We start from the raw sequence: 16381 nt of genomic DNA, 5'->3' as shown, positions 1-16381 counted from the left end.
AGGGAAGCCACATGAACCATTCTTCAATATCAGGAAAGGTACCGCCGAATTCTTTGCCTCTCGTCATTGAGCTGACGTTTAGTGTCGCAGGGCTGATTCTGGCTCTTTCTGCATCCTGCATCGTCCATGCCCAGAGCACCCCAGTGGGGAACAATACCTCCACACAGTCGCCACCCGCGCCGGGGGGTGAATACAATCCTGGAGAAACGCCTTCAGGGCAGGAATACAGCATTATCAAAAAGGGTGAGCCTGACAAAAGCGAAGCTGCAAAGAAAGGTGCCGATCGCTCCAGCAATAAGCAGGAAAAACGCGAGGATAAGCCGGGCACTGGATCCATCATTGATCGAGATCCCAGGGAAACCAGTGAGGGATCCGGCCCCGACCCCTTTGGACGCTATTAGCCCTGGCCATCGTTGCTAATCGGAGGCGTGTCTTGATTCATAAAGTCATGAACAAGCAAGGGCTTAACAAAATGCTCAAAAGTGTTCCAAGTGGCTTGTACAACGCGGCACATACCGCTGCAATCGTTCTCCGTATCGTAGTCCAGAATGGGTTTGCTCTTGCAGTGATCGTAGTGATGAGGCGCTGCTTTTGCGGTTCGTATTTCTATCTCAACCCGGAGCGATAAGAAGAAGGGGAGTTGTATGAATATCAGACAAGTATGGGCTCTGGTCAAAGCTTCCTTTTCGTCCTGGATCGATGATTATGCGCCAAGCATGGGGGCAGCGCTCGCCTACTACACCATGTTTTCGATAGCGCCGCTTTTATTGATTGTCATTTCAACCGCTGGGCTGGTCTTCGGAGAAGAGGCCGTGCGCGGAGAAATTTTCGGCCAATTGCGGGGTTTGATGGGTGAGGAGGGGGCGCTGGCAGTGCAGGGCTTACTTGAAAGCGTGAGCGACAAGGAAGAGGGCGTGGCGGGCACAGTCATTGGAACCGTCTTGTTGCTGATTGGCGCCACAACTGTATTTGGCGAGTTGCAAAACGCATTTGACCGTATCTGGCGCGCGCCTGGCAAAGATAAGAAAGGGGGGATATGGGGCTTGATCAGGTCGCGATTGCTGTCGTTTGGAATAATACTGGGAATCGGTTTTTTGCTGATCGTATCTCTTGTACTCAGCGCTGTGGTGGCTGCGCTCGGAAAATGGTGGGGGCCGTTCTTTGCAGATCTTGAAATACTGGCAACCTGGGTGAATTTCGTCTTCAGCTTTGCCCTTATGACTGCTGTATTCGCAATGCTTTACAAATTCATGCCACGGGTGAAGATTCAGTGGGAGGATGTCTGGGCGGGAGCCGCCGTTACCGCATTATTGTTTACCGTGGGCAAGATTCTGATTGGTGTTTATATCGGGAAAAGCGCGGTTAGCTCAGGATTTGGTGCTGCCGGTTCACTGGTGGTTGTGCTGGTTTGGGTATATTACTCCGCCCAGATATTTTTACTCGGGGCTGAATTTACATGGGTATATTCCCACGCTCATGGATCAAGGAGAGAGCAGAGTCTCCCTGAAACGCCAACTGGAATTGAGCCGGGCAGGAGTGATGCAATGAAAAACGGGGGAATCGAAGACCGTCGGACGAGCCTTTTCCATTAAAACTTCAGTTTTGCCCGACACTTCGCTCGCTCAAATTTCCAACTTGGGCAAGGGTCCTCAATAATCCCCATGTTTGGCTGGTGCTATCGATAAGTTTAAACTTATCTTCAACCCGTTTTCGGGCTGCCTTCCCATTTCAGTTCGCATGGATTCATCTGACATCAAGGTGCATGATTATTTGCCATTCCCTTCAAGTCGCCGATACCGTTCAGCAACCCGGTACCTCCTACTTCGACAACAGTATCATCACGCCGCCGACGTTTGTCGCAATCACCGGCAAGCCGTCCCCAGCGCAGTTGATGTGGGCGTCTATTATCATATCGAGACAGATTTCGACTTATTCCGCCACGTACACTTTTTCTCTTGGCTTCAATTTTTTAATCATGTCCGCCGCCTTTTTTCCCGCTAGAAAAGCATGGTCCGAGTTGTAATATTCCCATTCGCTATAGCGGCCGGACAAGATGATATTTCGTTCCGAGAGCCATCTTTTAACAATTTCCACGTTTTGCTTCCTGACGTGATCATATACGACGTACGCATATGGCATATCTACGAGATTCGCGGTTATCAGTTTGTCGCCATGGGTCAATAGGCCGACGCTGATGCAGTCTTCTACGCACCGGTCGATCAAATCCTGGCCGTCTACTGGAAGAGGCTTGGCTGGCGAGTAGGATATCTCGCATGTCAGGCCAAACCCGCCCGGCGGATTGCAACCAGGGCTTGCATTTCCTTGGAGAAAGACGCGGTGAAAGATGGTATCTTCCGGATAGTAAATCCAATGCTTGTCCGAAATGTTCTCCCGGCCGATACCAAGATTGACGCAGCGCACCGAGACGTAACGTAGCGCTGCTGCCGCTTTTGTGATTGGTGGGGGCGCCTCGTCTCCCATACGACGAATCAACTCGGGCAACGGCATCGTACTGATCAAATTCTCATACCGATAACGCCGTCCATCACGAAGCGTAATCAAATGCTGGTCTGGCGATATGCGGGCAACGTCGGCATTCAGTTCAATAGCGCCTTTGATATGGGGAATAAAACCGGACATCATCGCTTGAAAACCGCCGCGTAAAGGGTAGCCAAAGCGTGCGTTAGGCCCCATCGGTTTGGCGACGGGCTGAAGTGCCCCATCAATGATTTCTTCCAGATCAGGGAGGGGCACCCGGCCACCAAGCCAGGATGTTTCCATTTCCGTCAACGGCACTGTCCAGAGTTTTTTGTTGTAGGGTATTGCAAAATGCTTCGCTATGCCTGAACCCCACATCCTGTAAATGAATTCTTCGAAATTTTCAGATCTGTTTTTCGCCGCCGTCGCATTTTCATACGAAAACGTTTTCCCGGAGTCAGGCAGGGTCCCGTCAGCGCAGCAATCGGATAGAATCGCGGCTGCGCCATCTATCGCCTGACAAGTCCCCGCAGTTATGGATTCCAAATTTTTCGACATCCCATAGCGCGATTCTATTGCCCCGACAATGCACTCTCTGATGACGTTCGGCGGCAGGCCGTAAAGGGCGCCCTGGAACGGATAACGGGTATGTACACCTTTGCTGTAGACCCAGGCTTCACGGTTTTGCCAGTGAACATTGTTGCCGAGCAGAATTTTGTAGAGTTGCTGAACATAAGCGTCGTTTGAAAACATGATGTGACCGGCGTGATCGAAGGTAAAGCCTTTGTCATGGATAGAGCGACACCATCCGCCGACAGTAGGGTTCTTGTCCAGCAAGAGCGTGTCTTCATCAAGATGATAGGCTGCGCTAAGCCCCGTGGGTCCCGCGCCGATAATAACGCACTTTTTGTTTTCCGCCGGCTCAGGCTGAGCCGAACGATGGATAGGTGCATCCTGTCCCATCTGAGACCGTGCAACACTCATTGACTCTTCTTTCTGAGCGCTTGTGAATTGCATCAGTTCGTGCATTTTTTCCGCTGTCGTATTCCACGATGTTGCCGATACCAGCTCTCTCATCCTGATGATGTTTCGTTTATGCTCCTCGGGAGTTGTCAATAACGAATCCTCGCAGGCTTTGATAAAAGCCTGGGGCGACGCCGCAATCGATACCACTTCACCATACAGGTCAACAACGTCAGTAATGGGCGTACTGACAATAGGCAATTCGGCTGCCATGTATTCCAGCGTTTTGGTGGGGCTGATGAAGCGCGTCGATTCATTTAACGCGAAGGGCAGCAGGCACACGTTCCAGCCCGCGAGAAAATGGGGTAGCGCTTTATAAGGTTGTTGCCCCAGATAGTGAATGTTATGGCGTTGTGGCAGCGAGGCGGGGTCAATTTTTACAACCGGGCCTACCAGAACGATCTGCCACCGCGGATGGGCATCGGCAATACGGGCAATAAGTTCCATATCGATCCGCTCGTCAATGACGCCATAATAGCCGAGCCTGGGGCCGGGTATTTCCTCGTGCGCAGGATGGGTATTGCTTCGGTCGAGCGCCTGTTCGAAGTGCACGGTATCGACACTGCTGGGAAAGCAGTGGACATTCGGGTGACGTCCGCGCTTTGCGCGATAAAGGCTGGGGCCTCCGGTAAACACAAGATCGGCGACTTTCAGCAACGCGTTTTCTCGTTGAAGCATCTGTTTTGGGGGGTTCTTGAAGGCAGCGAGCTCATCCATGCAGTCGTAGATGACCAGAGCAGGTTGCAATTCCTGCAAGAGCGGTAATGCCAGGGGTGTATAGAACCATGCAATATGTTCTTCTTCCAAAACGATGAATTGGCGCATCAGCTTGATCAGATGCGGCAATTGCTCGTCATGAAAACCAGACGCGGCAACGGGTGTATGAGGTCTGAGTACGATTACGTTTGGTCCCGGCTCGGAGGTCTCAAGAAAACTGTCATGCTCATGAAAAATCGGCTCTTCAATGAAAACAATCTTGTAATTCTCGGCAAGTCTTGAGAGGAGATGTTGTGGCCGTTGATACACAAAATCCCAGCGCAGGTGGGAAAAAACGATAATTGTCGTCATTGGAACTCCTTGAATGGTCGGTGGGGATTGAGTCGAAAAATGATGTGAAAAAAGGCTTTTTGTCAGGCGCTGAGCATCACGTAATCCAACGGCATAGGGTTCCGACAAGATGCGCTGATAGTGTTTCTCTTTTTCCCCTTGGGTGTTAACGTCCCACAGGCCGCTTTTATGCCATCGCTGAAGGTCATCCCAGTCCGGGCGGTCCACAATCGGATACAAACAGATCCCGTGCAGATCGACGCCAAGTCTCCGCGCCATCACCGCTTGTTGAGCCACTTCTTTAACCCAGGCGCCCCGGCCGCTTCCAACATGGCTGGTTTCAGACAGTATCATCGGCCGCCGGTAGCGGTGATAAACTTCATTCAGGAGATTGTATAAAGGGAGGCGACGCGGATGATCCAGATGCCACGAGAGGCTGCGGCCTAGCTGCCACCGATCAGTGTGATCGATCTGCCATTGATTACTGTGATAGTAGTTAAGCCCGATCAGGTCCAGGAAATGGGGAGCACCCCCCAATTCCGGATCCCGGTTTCCGCAGAGCATGTCCCAGGCTTCGAACTGGGACTCACGATGCTCCCTTGCCTGATCTATAAGCTCGGGCCGGCCATGCGGTGCAACAACATGTATCAGGGGATCGCAATGAAGAATGCGTGCCGAAGGATTGATTTCCCAGATTACTTCGCAGCTCTTCAAGGTGGCGCGCACCAGTTGGCGTTTCAATTCAGCGCCGTCATTTGCAGCAGGATTCGGACATATGAGGCGATTTTTGACCCAGCCCCAGCTCAGAAAGGAAATCTCGTTAATCGGTGAATAGATAGAAACAGTATCAACTGATGAAAACGATTCCAGATAATCCACCACCCGGTAACAATACAGCGAAAACCGGTCTACAAAGTCAGGCGAATAGACATCAACATCATCTGGCCAGCCGTAATGGCATAACGTCCATATGACCTGTAGTCCAAGCTCTTGAGCTGCGCGGGCACGTTTTTCGATGGGTGAAAAATCGAAACATCCATCTTTTTCGACCGATCGCCAGCCGACGCTCTCGCGTATGGTTCCGATTTCAAAATCCTTCAGCAATAAATAATCGTCATACGCAAGATCCGTATGTTTCGTGGCGTTATTCATGGATATGGGCACACCTGAGATATTGATGTGATCCGCACCTTCGTAACCTGCCTGCCAATAAGAACGAAATATTTTGTTGTAAGCCGCGTTCATCTGAATAATAGTTATCTAAATAAGCTTTCCGATAGGAACTTGCCGATCGTGTCTCAAGTTCGGTCACTGACCTGGCCATGCTGTACTTACCGAGTGGACAACGAACGGCACTGCTATGATCAAGGTTTTCAAGGGGTGCTACTGTGCGATAACGAACATTCACAACCGTCTTAGCCGCGGATGCCGTACCCCGAAAGCCGAGCCGAGCCGCCTTGTTGCCCGGGCCTCTGTTCGCTCGATTGCCTGGAACCTCGCGCGGATACATTTCATCGCAGCTGCTCCGATGGTGGGCGCAGCGGGGAACCACTGCGACGGGGAGCCCTCGCGTTGTACCGCCGCTCTATGCAGGAAACATGTCCTCTATAGGAGGAGTGAGTGTTGTTCAGGACAACAGCAAGAAAGGATGGGCTTGAGTCGGTTAAGCGTCGCCGATGCCTGCAGACGCTGGCCGCAGGGGCCGCAATAATGTCATTGGGGGCATGGAGGACACCAGACTCAATGTCGTCGAGCAGCGTGTTCACAGTCCTCACGTTGGGAGATTCGATCCTCGACTGCGGCCGGTACAACGAGTATGGCGTACATCCGGGGCAGCTGATCGTCCGTAATGATGACTATCTATTCCCCGATTTCAAGGGCCGCGATCTGTCGTCGTTCGTTCCCGCACAGCTCGATCATCGTGCTCGGGACGGCGGTCAAGTCGATGATCTCCCTCAGCAAGCACGAGGGGTCTCGGTGACCGGATCGGCGGTCGCATTGGTAACAGTCGGCGGCAACGATCTCCTCGTCAGCCTTGCGGCGGACCGAGGGGGTGGAATCGCGCGGTTTCGACAGCGACTGGATGCGTTCCTGCACACATTCCCCGTGCGGCCAGTTCTGCTCGGCAACGTTTATGACCCGACGTTCGGTGATGATTCCCGCAATTTTTTAGCTGTCGATGCACGCATTGCCCGAGCCAACTTGAACCGGATAAACGCGGTCATTGCAGAGCTTGCCCCCCGTTACGGGCGGCTCGTTGATGTGCACCGCCATTTTCTGGGCGGCGACTCCTCCTGGTTCACGGGGACGATAGAGCCGAGCCTACGGGGTGCCTCGGAAGTCCGTGCCGTGTTCCTGCCGGCCGTGCTGAAGGCAGCCCGCAAATGACGAATTTGATTTCATCGGGTCCCGGAAGTGCTTGAACCTTGGGAAGAACTTGATCCGGTGCCTATGGCTTTTCCTGTGAGAGCCAGACCCCAGCCTTCCGGAATACTTTCCCGACGAAGAGCCGCCTTAATCCGACCGGAACTGTTCGCCCTTCGTTCTCTGTGCCGGCATTCGCTCATTCCGCTGTGTAAAACGAAAATGCTGTTGGCTGGTTATCTCCAGGTTTGCGTTACCTGAACGGATCTCCAACAGCTATGTATGCTTCCGAACAGAGCCAAGTGGTTTTGCCACCTAGGATGCACTCGTTCTCCGGTTCTAACGACAGCAAAATGAAAATAAGAATTGAAGTTATGAAGCAGGGGCCTTGCATTTTATTCTCCATTAATTGACCACGAGGAGCCAGGAATGAGAATCCTATCGATAGTAAGTAAAAAAACCTGTTGTATGGCCGCTACCGCATTGGCGCTTGGATTGGCGGGAGCTGTTCATGCCGAAGGCGGCACGTCCGGAAAGGATATGTCAGGAGCATCAAAAGCAGGATCTCGTGCGGCTGATTCCGGAACCATGGACAATCCGACAAGGGGCGGCACGGAAAAAAGCTTGGGTAGCAGCAGGAGCGGCAGTTCGGGAAGTGGAGCGGCTAGTGGTTCCGGCGGCTCAACGCCACCACAAGGTAGTTCTTTAGGCGGGTCAACTGGAGATAAGGGTTTCAGCAATCTTAGAGAGAATAAAGGGGGCAGCGGCTCGCAAAGTACTTTGGGCGGCAGTACTGATTCAAAAGCAGGTCATGCGGGGACAGGTGGGACAACGGGTGGCAGCAGCTCAGGCGGCGGCAAATAGAAAACCGACAACCATGCATCCGGCTAAGTACGTGTTTCTGCTTAGCCGGAAATGAGCATTCAGGGAGTGAACCGCAAGCCCGCTGGAGATTAGCAGTCCCAGACTGAAGGCTGGTTTCCGGTGTGAACCGGATGATGTGCATCAGTTGATGCTACGGCGTCAGAACAACCTTGCGGCAGTCGTCCTCTTTCTTGTCGAAAATCCTGTAGCCAGCAGCGGCTTCAGCAAGCGGCATACGGTGGGTGATGATGACGTCAGGGTGCAGCTTGCCGGATTCTATATGTTCCAGCAGCTCGGGCAGGAACCGTTGCACATGAGTTTGGCCCATCTTGAATATCAGGCTTTTTTCAAAAGCGTCGCCAAAGAGGAACCCGTGTATGAATCCGGCATAAACTCCCGGTACGCTGACCGTACCTCCCCGGCGAACTGCGGCAATGCATTGGCGAAGGGCTTTGCCGCTGCTGCCTTCGAGCTTCAGGTTGGTCATTACGGTCTCGATTGCGCTGCCTTTAGCTTCAAAACCTATTGCATCGATAGCGGCGTCCACACCCCTGGATGACGTATTTTCGATAATGACTTCCGCCGGATCGACTTCATCAAAATTGATGGGAAAAACATCATACGTTTTACGAGCGAATTCGAGCCGATACGGATGATGGTCTACCATGAAAATTGTTTCCGCCCCTAACATGCGGGCGCAGGCGGCGCTCATCAAACCGACGGGGCCGGCTCCGAAAATGGCAACGGTCGATCCCGGGCCGATATCCGCATTAACTGCCGCTTGATATCCTGTCGGCAGTATATCGCTCAAGAACAGGACTTGCTCATCGGTCAGTGTTTGCGGGATTTTGATGGGGCCCACATTGGCTTTTGGCACCCGGACATACTCCGCTTGGCCCCCCGGTACGCCCCCGTACAGGTGAGTATAGCCAAATAGCGCCGCGCCTGAACGTACGCTCTTTTTGTTCATGATTGCGCCACGGTCCGGGTTTGTTGTCTCGCACGAGGAAAATAACTGCCTCTCGCAAAAGAAACATTGGCCGCAGGCGATGACAAACGGCACGACTACCCGGTCGCCTTTTTGTAGCGTCGTAACCTCGGATCCGGTATCGACCACGATACCCATAAACTCATGACCCAGGATATCACCGTCTTTGAGCTCCGGGATTTTGCCTCGATAAAGATGTAGATCGGAACCGCAGATCGCGGTAGCAGTGATTTTCAGAACGATGTCATCCGGATCCTGAAGTATCGGATCCGGTACAGTGTCAACGCGAACATCGTAACTTCCATGATAGGTCAGTGCACGCATTGGGATTCTCCTTTGCAGTGTTTCTTCCCAGAACCAGTCAGGCAATAGCGCTGGACCTGAGAGGCCGCGCTATCTCGGCAAAGGTGTTCCTGGCGGCATTCTGGAAGCTTCGTCTGGACTTATCCTGCCATCACGGTCGAGGTCCGCGGCTTCTCTATTTGTCCTGTCCAGTTTATCCCTCACCGGATCGTTTCCTATCGTTGATCTGGACCCCGGTTGACCTGGCGTGGAACCGCTCTGTCCGGGCAAAGGTTGAGCTGGTGTCGGACTGCCTGGTCCCGACGGCGGTTGTCCGATGACCGAACCGCTTTGTCCTGAGCCGCCTTGTCCCGGGGGTTGGCCGACGATCGAGCCCCCTGGGCCCGGTGTAACTTGAGCATGAATCGAACCCGTCCCCAGAAAAAAGGCACCGGCGATTACCAACGACTGAACCGTAAATATTGAAGAGAGTTTCATGGCCCCTCCTAAAAGGTTTAGCGATCGAAAAAGAATTTTACGTACTGGTTTTTTCATTTTCGGTGCGGCATCGCACGCAGGAAATCACGGAAACGTGGAAAAGGAAGCTGCCAATTTTTTGAATGCCGGCCGGGAAGAAATAAATTTCCGCCATATTACCCGCTCATACGATTTCCATTCGGATTTGCAGTTCCAGCGAAAACAACCGGGGCTGCGCCACTATAAAACCTTTTTTTTTGCTGATTGTCCAGGAGGCTGCTCGGGTTCCTGTCCATCATTGCGCACTACACTTATTTCCCCATCTTCTTCAAGGTAGGCAATTTTTATTTCATCCAAATTCTGGATGCCTTGTTCACGCAGCTTTGACTGTAATTCTTCCAGGGTAATAAGTTCCTGACGCATGGCCTTACGCTGCAGCTTGCCCTTTCTTACAAGCGCCAGCGGAGGTGGTTGAACCAATGAACGGATGACCTCGGAATGAAAGCTCATCGAGTCCAGGAAGTAATTCCATCCGGCAATGGTGGCAATAAGAATACAGCCGTCGGTTACCGAATCGTATCCGCCGGACATGCCGTTGCTGGCTGCATCGGCAATGAGCACGAGCAGCATCACATCCGCAACGCCGATAGCCCCAATGTCGCGGCGAAGCACGAATCTGAACAGCAAAAATATGAACCAGTAGATGACCGTTCCCCGCACAACGATTTCGGCGGGATTTACTGAAAAACTGAAAAGTTTGGACCAGTCAATCATGCCTTGGCATTAGCGGAGAAAGATCATGTGAGATTAATCGCGGGTGCGGCTATGTCCGGACAGCGGAAGCTGAACATAAGAACAGTAGGAACTTGGTTAAATCCGTTCAGTACGGTAACGCACAGTTGGACGTCTTTATCTTTGGGTAGAGTAACTGGAGGGAAATACATGCTGATACAGTTGACTGTGAGTTGGCTGCGTCCGCTTTACTAAACGCGATACCAGGGTAAACAGTGGATCGGTTTTCGACTGATCAGCGGATGGGGAGCAATCTTTTTTTGACGATCTTCCTGGTTTTGGCGCGGGGCGCGCGATAGCGGTCCGCTAAGGCTGCGGCGGCTAACCCGAGCGCGAAAGTTCCATAAACCATGAGCAGGGAGCGCTTGGACAGACGGTTCTCGAACCCGGGTGTCAGTCGTTTGGGTGTGAAGTGAAAGTCGACGGCGTAAGCTGCGGCGGTAGTCGCGACAGCGGGGGCCAGCACGGCTGCGGCGCTTTGGGGGGGCGAGAAGCGTTGCCGAAGCTTCTCATACCAGATTGCCCAAAAGACGGAGGCCGCATGATGTATGGCATAGCCGACAATGGTATATCTAAGACTGAAGCGGTTCTCGTAAGGTGCGTGCCTTCCCCATATCCATTGGCTCGGACCGTTAACCGGGGCGGCCGACTCGCCTAATTCAACCTTACCCAGAATCGAAAGCGAAATGGTTGAAGCCACGCTAGCAACGGCACCCGAGATCAGAGCATTACGAACTGCTTGACTCCAGGTTTTTCGCGGGCGGGCCATGCTGAAACTATACTTTATTTTGATCTTGCGATGCTATCCGGCTAAAAAAAATTCTGGTCGATTCATTTCCTTCGTCCCGTAATCATGCGAATTCAAGCTACCCGACAATGCCGACCATATTGATTGCGGGCGCCAGTGGGTTTATCGGCAGCCACGTGGTCGCGGTACTGGCTGACGCCGGACATGAAATCGTGTGCGCAATGAAATCTCCGCCGCGGGGAAATCTGAGCCGGTTTACTTTTATCCGCGTCGACTACACTCGCGATTTCGATATAGACACCTGGAAGGCGCGACTCGAGGATATAGACGTGGTGATAAATGCGGTAGGCATATTACGGGAGCATGGACGGCAAACATTCGATGCACTTCACACTCGCGTTCCCCAGGCGCTTTTTGCCGCTTGCGCCGCGATGGGCGTCAAAGTTGTGCAAATATCGGCCCTCGGTGCGGATGAAGGGGCGCGCAGCCGGTATCATCTCAGCAAAAAAGCCGCCGACGATGCCTTGCTTGCCTTGCCAAACAAGGCGGTGGTGGTTCAACCCTCGCTCGTGTATGGACCAGGTGGGGCGAGCGCCAGACTTTTCAACCTCATTGCAAGCTTGCCGGTCATTCCTTTGCCGGGGTCCGGCGATCAGCAAATACAGCCGATTCATATCGATGATCTTAGCCAGGCAGTAGCGGCATTAGTCGATACTGATCGATATCTGGGTCAACGTATTCCTCTTGTCGGTCCGAAACCCATCTCCTTGAGGGAGTACTTGGGCGAACTGCGGCGACTGATGGGGTTGGGGGACGGCATATTTCTACCTACCCCCTGGTTCTCATTGACATTACTGCGCAGGTCGGTCAGCGGCTGGGGAAGGGTTTGCTCGACGTGGAGAGCTGGGAAATGCTTCAGCGAGGAAATACGGCGGATGCGGGACCTACCCGGGAGCTTTTAGGCCGCGAACCTCGACCGGTGAGCGAGTTTACGTCCCGATGGGGTGTGGAGGCGTTACGAATATCCGCGCTCCTGGGCTGGCTGCAGCTTGTGCTGCGCATTGCGATCGCAGCAGTGTGGCTGGTGGCGGGAATTGTATCAATGGGGATTTATCCCGTGGACGAAAGCTATGCCCTGCTTGCCCGCGTAGGAATTACCGGCAGCTTTGCGCCTGTAGCGCTCTATGGGGCTGCTGCGCTCGATATCGCTTTCGGGCTGGGAACGCTATTCCTGCGGCGCCGAAAGCTTCTCTGGATCGCGCAGGTGACCCTCATTGGTGTTTATACAGTGGCCATTACCTTTTTTCTTCCGGAGTTCTGGCTGCACCCTTTCGGTCCGTTGATAAAAAATCTGCCTATTCTCGCGGTCATTTTATTGTTGTATGAGTTGGAGAAACATGATCCTGAATCCAGCAGCTAACCTGCACCGCAAAAACAATCGCACGCTCCATTCCGCCCAACTGCCGGATTCGGGATAATGGATTATATTATCGCAAAGTGGCTTCATATCCTTTCTTCAACACTGCTCTTCGGTACGGGCATAGGCACAGCCTATTACTTCTTTTTTGCCAGCTTGACAAGAAACCCGCCGATCATGGCTGCCGTTGCGAGAAACGTTGTTACGGCCGACTGGGCGTTCACCGCAACGACAATGGTTATCCAACCCCTCACAGGCTTTTATCTCGTCTATCTAACGGGTATCCCTCTGACAAGCCGATGGATAATGTGGTCGACCGGCTTGTATCTGCTCGCGGGGGCCTGCTGGGTACCGGTAGTATGGCTGCAAATAAGAATGCACCATTTGGCGTCCCACGCCAGCAGAAGCGAGAGCGAGTTGCCCGCCCTGTACTGGCGCTATTTCCGGCTGTGGATTGCACTTGGTATTCCTGCATTCGTTGCGCTTGTTATTGTGTTTTATTTGATGGTGGCGAAGCCGGCATGAGCGGGTGTCAACGGCATGCCTGCAAATCATCTATGGTGCCATGAACGACAATTGCGTACTTCACGAATGTCCTGTTGCACTCCTTTTGATAGACGTGATCAATGATCTTGAATTTGAGGAAGGCGAAAAACTCGTTGAGTACGCTATACCCATGGCCCGGAACATCGCACGGCTTAAACTTGAAGCAAAAAAACGGGGTGTTCCCTGTCTGTACGTGAATGATAATTTCGGACAGTGGCAGTCGGATTTCAAGCATCTGGTCACGCGTTGTATAAGAAACGGCGTATTGGGAGCTCCCATAGCACGTGAGCTTGCACCTCATCATGATGATTATTTTGTCCTCAAACCAAGGCACTCGGGTTTTTTCCAGACACCTCTGGATCTTCTGCTTCAAAGTCTGCGTACCAAAAAACTGGTACTCTGCGGTTTGACCACAGATTCCTGTGTCCTCTTTACCGCCAATGACGGGTATCTCCGCGGCTTCGAAATTCTGGTTCCGTCCGATTGCTGTGCTGCGGTAGCCAAGCGCAGGCATACTGACGCCCTTGGGCAGATGCGCAGGACGTTAAAGGCAGACACCACATCCTCGATGGAGATCGACTTCGAGCAATTAATTGTTGCCAGAAAAGAATAATAAGCGCCCCCCGTGACCCCTTGAACATCGTTCGCTTTGCCCCTGTATGTACGCTGTACTTAGGAAGCGCGAGGTCAGTACCATTATCCTCATATTCGCATGCACGGTAAGCTGTCTGGAACGAACATAATTTCTTGACTAAACGCTCGATTAGCTTTAAATTGCCGTATCCTTCTCTCCGGTAATCCGTATCCTTTCTCTCCGGTGTTTATTCTAAAAGGTCGCAAAAAATGACTTTGGGTCTTATCGACTTACCTTGGTGGGGTTATATCGTCGTCATCCTGGCGTTTACCCATATTACCATTGCCAGTATCACAATATATCTGCATCGTCATCAGGCTCATCGCGCGCTTGATCTGCATCCCTTGCCCAGCCATTTTTTCCGCCTTTGGCTTTGGCTCACTACCGGCATGGTCACCAAAGAATGGACGGCGATACACCGCAAGCATCACGCCAAGTGCGAAACCCACGACGATCCTCACAGTCCGCAAGTGCTTGGAATCAGCAAGGTGCTAAGAGAAGGGTCGGAGCTTTATCGCAAAGAAGCCAAGAACCTGGAGACCCTGGAAAGATATGGCCATGGTACTCCGGACGACTGGCTGGAGCGCAATGTCTACTCCAGGCATAGCGCCAAGGGCATCGCACTGATGCTGATTATCAATCTTGTTCTGTTCGGCCCCATCGGGCTTACGATCTGGGCAATACAGATGGCATGGGCGCCCATCATGGCCGCCGGTATTATCAACGGCGTGGGACACTACTGGGGTTATCGCAATTTCCAGGCAGAGGATGCCAGCCGCAATATTTCGCCATGGGGGATTCTGATCGGTGGAGAGGAATTGCATAACAATCATCACGCTTATGCGACTTCCGCGCGATTATCCAATAAATGGTATGAGTTCGATATCGGCTGGATGTATATATGCATTCTGAAATCAATGGGGTTGGCCCAGGTGAAGAAGGTTGCGCCAAAATTGCGCCTGGATGCCGCCAAGACAAAGTGCGATCTCGATACGCTACAAGCTGTTATTTCTCATCGCTACGAAGTGCTGGCAAAATACGCCCAATCTCTCAAGCATACCCTTGCAACGGAAATTGATCATCTGAAGGAATCGGCTACAAATCTTGACGTAGATCGCTCTACCCTTAGGCGCTGGGTACTTGCCGACTCCAAGACCCTGCAAGAGGACGAGCGTGCCAAGCTGAACCTGGTGCTAAGCAAGACCAGCAGGCTCGACAAGGTCTATAAAATGCGTGAAGAGCTTATGGCGGTGTGGCAACGCTCGACGACTTCGAAAGATGAACTGGTCAAGCAGTTGGAGGACTGGTGTCATCGTGCCGAGGAAAGCGGCATCGAAGTACTGGAAAACTTCTCCCGCAGGTTACGCTGCTACGCGTGAGAAAGAATAAATGGATTTAACAAACAGAAAACCCGCCGATGGCGGGTTTTCTGTTTGGGTTGGGTCTTGTACTTCAGGCTGCTTGCTTTCTTGCTTGCATCTCTTCCCATCAGCATAGCTACAAAGCTGCTGTTTCTATTTGAGCTTGGTTTCCTTGTATTTGACGTGCTTACGTACTACCGGATCGAATTTCAGAATTTCAATTTTCTCCGGAGTGATACGCTTGTTCTTGGTGGTGGTGTAGAAATGACCCGTTCCCGCCGAAGATTCGAGCTTAATTTTTTCTCTCATGATATGTCCTTATGTTCCCAAGCCTGAATACCGTTTCCGGCTGTTAGATGCTGCCGCCGCGTACACGCATTTCAGCCAGCACCGCGTCAATACCATTCTTGTCTATGGTACGCAACGCGGCGTTAGACAAGCGCAGGCTGATCCAGCGGCGCTCGCTTTCAACCCAGAATCGGCGGTGCTGCAAATTGGGTAGAAAGCGCCTTTTTGTCTTGTTGTTAGCATGAGAAACATGGTGTCCGGTCATCGGTTTCTTTCCGGTGATTTCACATACTCGTGCCATGGTCATCCACTCCAAAATCCAAAAAACGAATATTATATCCCGACTTCGGGCATTCCTCAAATCAAATCAATCCCCGCTCGGCAAATGACATGGCTGCCCCGCTACCAACGATGAAATGATCCAGCACTTTCACATCCACCAGTGCAAGCGCCTGTTTTAGAGATTGAGTCAGGATTTCGTCAGCTTGACTCGGCTCCGCAATACCGGAAGGGTGATTGTGTGCGAAGATTATGGCCGCTGCGTTATGATGCAGCGCTCTTTTCACCACCTCGCGCGGATATACGCTGGTCTGGGTGAGGGTGCCGTTGAACAATTCTTCAGTCGTGATAGTGCGATTCTGCGCATCGAGAAAAATGGCGACGAAGATCTCATGTTTTTTTCCCTGAAGACTGAGACGCAGATAGTCGCGCACTGAACCTGGTGAACTCATGGTATCGCCACTTTTCAGTTTTTCTTCCAGCGCGCGCCGCGCCATTTCCAATACCGCCTGCAGTTGTGCGTATTTTGCCGGACCCATTCCCGGTACTTCGCAAAACGCGTTCTGGTCTGCGGCGAACAGTCCTGTCAAGCCGTTGAAACGCTTCAGCAGTTCCCGCGACAAATCTACTGCGCTTTTCCCCGCCATACCTGTACGCAGGAATATCGCCAGGAGTTCTGCATCGGAAAGATACGCCGCTCCGTTTTTCAAAAGTTTTTCGCGCGGGCGCTCGGATTCGGGCCAGTCTGTGATCGCCATGGTTGAATGTGGAATATTGATAAGAGATAAGAATC

At 52.3% G+C, this 16381-nt stretch carries 17 protein-coding genes; 9 read left to right on the top strand and 8 right to left on the bottom strand.

The window, feature by feature from the left end; genetic code table 11:
* The first annotated feature begins 11 nt into the window (after positions 1 to 11).
* The gene (locus CRO05_RS13960) at positions 12 to 401 is read left to right on the top strand and encodes a hypothetical protein (RefSeq protein WP_097067724.1); all 390 of its coding nucleotides are present in this window, start codon (positions 12 to 14) and stop codon (positions 399 to 401) included.
* Positions 402 to 644: 243 nt separating this feature from the next.
* Positions 645 to 1592: a YihY/virulence factor BrkB family protein gene (locus CRO05_RS13955; protein ID WP_097067723.1), complete on the top strand. Its 948-nt coding sequence runs from the start codon at positions 645 to 647 to the stop codon at positions 1590 to 1592.
* A gap of 337 nt (positions 1593 to 1929) precedes the next feature.
* Here CRO05_RS13955 and CRO05_RS13950 read toward each other — a convergent pair whose 3' ends face one another.
* Positions 1930 to 5700 (bottom strand): NAD(P)-binding protein, encoded by a 3771-nt coding sequence (locus tag CRO05_RS13950; protein ID WP_235001451.1) that lies wholly within the window; start codon positions 5698 to 5700, stop codon positions 1930 to 1932.
* A gap of 591 nt (positions 5701 to 6291) precedes the next feature.
* On the opposite strand from CRO05_RS13950, the gene CRO05_RS13945 reads away from it, so the two are divergent.
* Both CRO05_RS13945 and CRO05_RS13940 read left to right on the top strand, forming a co-directional pair.
* The gene (locus tag CRO05_RS13945; protein WP_235001450.1) at positions 6292 to 6936 is read left to right on the top strand and encodes an SGNH/GDSL hydrolase family protein; all 645 of its coding nucleotides are present in this window, start codon (positions 6292 to 6294) and stop codon (positions 6934 to 6936) included.
* Positions 6937 to 7341: 405 nt separating this feature from the next.
* Positions 7342 to 7776, top strand: a complete 435-nt coding sequence (locus CRO05_RS13940) for a hypothetical protein (protein WP_143860941.1) — start codon at positions 7342 to 7344, stop codon at positions 7774 to 7776.
* Between the two features lie 151 nt (positions 7777 to 7927).
* On the opposite strand, the gene CRO05_RS13935 is transcribed toward CRO05_RS13940, so the two are convergent.
* The 4 genes from CRO05_RS13935 to CRO05_RS13925 all read right to left on the bottom strand — a co-directional run bounded on the left by CRO05_RS13935 (position 7928) and on the right by CRO05_RS13925 (position 11015).
* Entirely contained in the window at positions 7928 to 9088 is a 1161-nt protein-coding gene (locus CRO05_RS13935; RefSeq protein ID WP_097067720.1) for a zinc-dependent alcohol dehydrogenase, read from the bottom strand.
* Between the two features lie 69 nt (positions 9089 to 9157).
* Positions 9158 to 9544 (bottom strand): hypothetical protein, encoded by a 387-nt coding sequence (locus CRO05_RS15355; RefSeq protein WP_143860940.1) that lies wholly within the window; start codon positions 9542 to 9544, stop codon positions 9158 to 9160.
* Positions 9545 to 9763: 219 nt separating this feature from the next.
* Positions 9764 to 10297 (bottom strand): DUF421 domain-containing protein, encoded by a 534-nt coding sequence (locus CRO05_RS13930; RefSeq protein ID WP_097067719.1) that lies wholly within the window; start codon positions 10295 to 10297, stop codon positions 9764 to 9766.
* 253 nt (positions 10298 to 10550) lie between these two features.
* Positions 10551 to 11015, bottom strand: a complete 465-nt coding sequence (locus CRO05_RS13925; RefSeq protein ID WP_200814409.1) for a hypothetical protein — start codon at positions 11013 to 11015, stop codon at positions 10551 to 10553.
* 176 nt (positions 11016 to 11191) lie between these two features.
* On the opposite strand from CRO05_RS13925, the gene CRO05_RS15940 reads away from it, so the two are divergent.
* From CRO05_RS15940 to CRO05_RS13905, 5 genes are all read left to right on the top strand, one after another.
* A complete protein-coding gene (locus tag CRO05_RS15940) occupies positions 11192 to 12025 on the top strand; it encodes a complex I NDUFA9 subunit family protein (RefSeq protein ID WP_235001449.1) in 834 nt (277 codons plus the stop codon).
* Entirely contained in the window at positions 11974 to 12483 is a 510-nt protein-coding gene (locus tag CRO05_RS15935) for a DoxX-like family protein (protein WP_235001448.1), read from the top strand. Before CRO05_RS15940 ends, CRO05_RS15935 begins: the two co-directional genes overlap by 52 nt.
* 57 nt (positions 12484 to 12540) lie before the next feature.
* Positions 12541 to 13005 carry a DUF2269 domain-containing protein gene (locus CRO05_RS13915; RefSeq protein WP_097067718.1) on the top strand — a complete coding sequence of 155 codons (465 nt, stop codon included), beginning with the start codon at positions 12541 to 12543 and terminating at the stop codon, positions 13003 to 13005.
* Positions 13006 to 13045: 40 nt separating this feature from the next.
* Positions 13046 to 13639: a cysteine hydrolase family protein gene (locus CRO05_RS13910; RefSeq protein ID WP_097067999.1), complete on the top strand. Its 594-nt coding sequence runs from the start codon at positions 13046 to 13048 to the stop codon at positions 13637 to 13639.
* A gap of 230 nt (positions 13640 to 13869) precedes the next feature.
* On the top strand, positions 13870 to 15039 hold the full coding sequence (locus CRO05_RS13905) for a fatty acid desaturase (RefSeq protein ID WP_097067717.1): 1170 nt from the start codon (positions 13870 to 13872) through the stop codon (positions 15037 to 15039).
* Positions 15040 to 15174: 135 nt separating this feature from the next.
* Here CRO05_RS13905 and rpmG read toward each other — a convergent pair whose 3' ends face one another.
* The 3 genes from rpmG to radC all read right to left on the bottom strand — a co-directional run bounded on the left by rpmG (position 15175) and on the right by radC (position 16346).
* The gene (gene rpmG / locus CRO05_RS13900; protein ID WP_090879207.1) at positions 15175 to 15330 is read right to left on the bottom strand and encodes a 50S ribosomal protein L33; all 156 of its coding nucleotides are present in this window, start codon (positions 15328 to 15330) and stop codon (positions 15175 to 15177) included.
* Between the two features lie 43 nt (positions 15331 to 15373).
* Entirely contained in the window at positions 15374 to 15610 is a 237-nt protein-coding gene (gene rpmB, locus CRO05_RS13895) for a 50S ribosomal protein L28 (protein ID WP_097067998.1), read from the bottom strand.
* Between the two features lie 61 nt (positions 15611 to 15671).
* Positions 15672 to 16346 (bottom strand): DNA repair protein RadC, encoded by a 675-nt coding sequence (gene radC / locus CRO05_RS13890; RefSeq protein WP_090879205.1) that lies wholly within the window; start codon positions 16344 to 16346, stop codon positions 15672 to 15674.
* Positions 16347 to 16381 lie beyond the last annotated feature (35 nt).

The organism is Nitrosovibrio sp. Nv4 (genome assembly GCF_900215485.1).
Lineage (GTDB): Bacteria > Pseudomonadota > Gammaproteobacteria > Burkholderiales > Nitrosomonadaceae > Nitrosospira.
The sequence above is the reverse complement of the archived record's forward strand: the minus strand, read 5'-3'. Positions and strand labels throughout refer to the sequence as shown.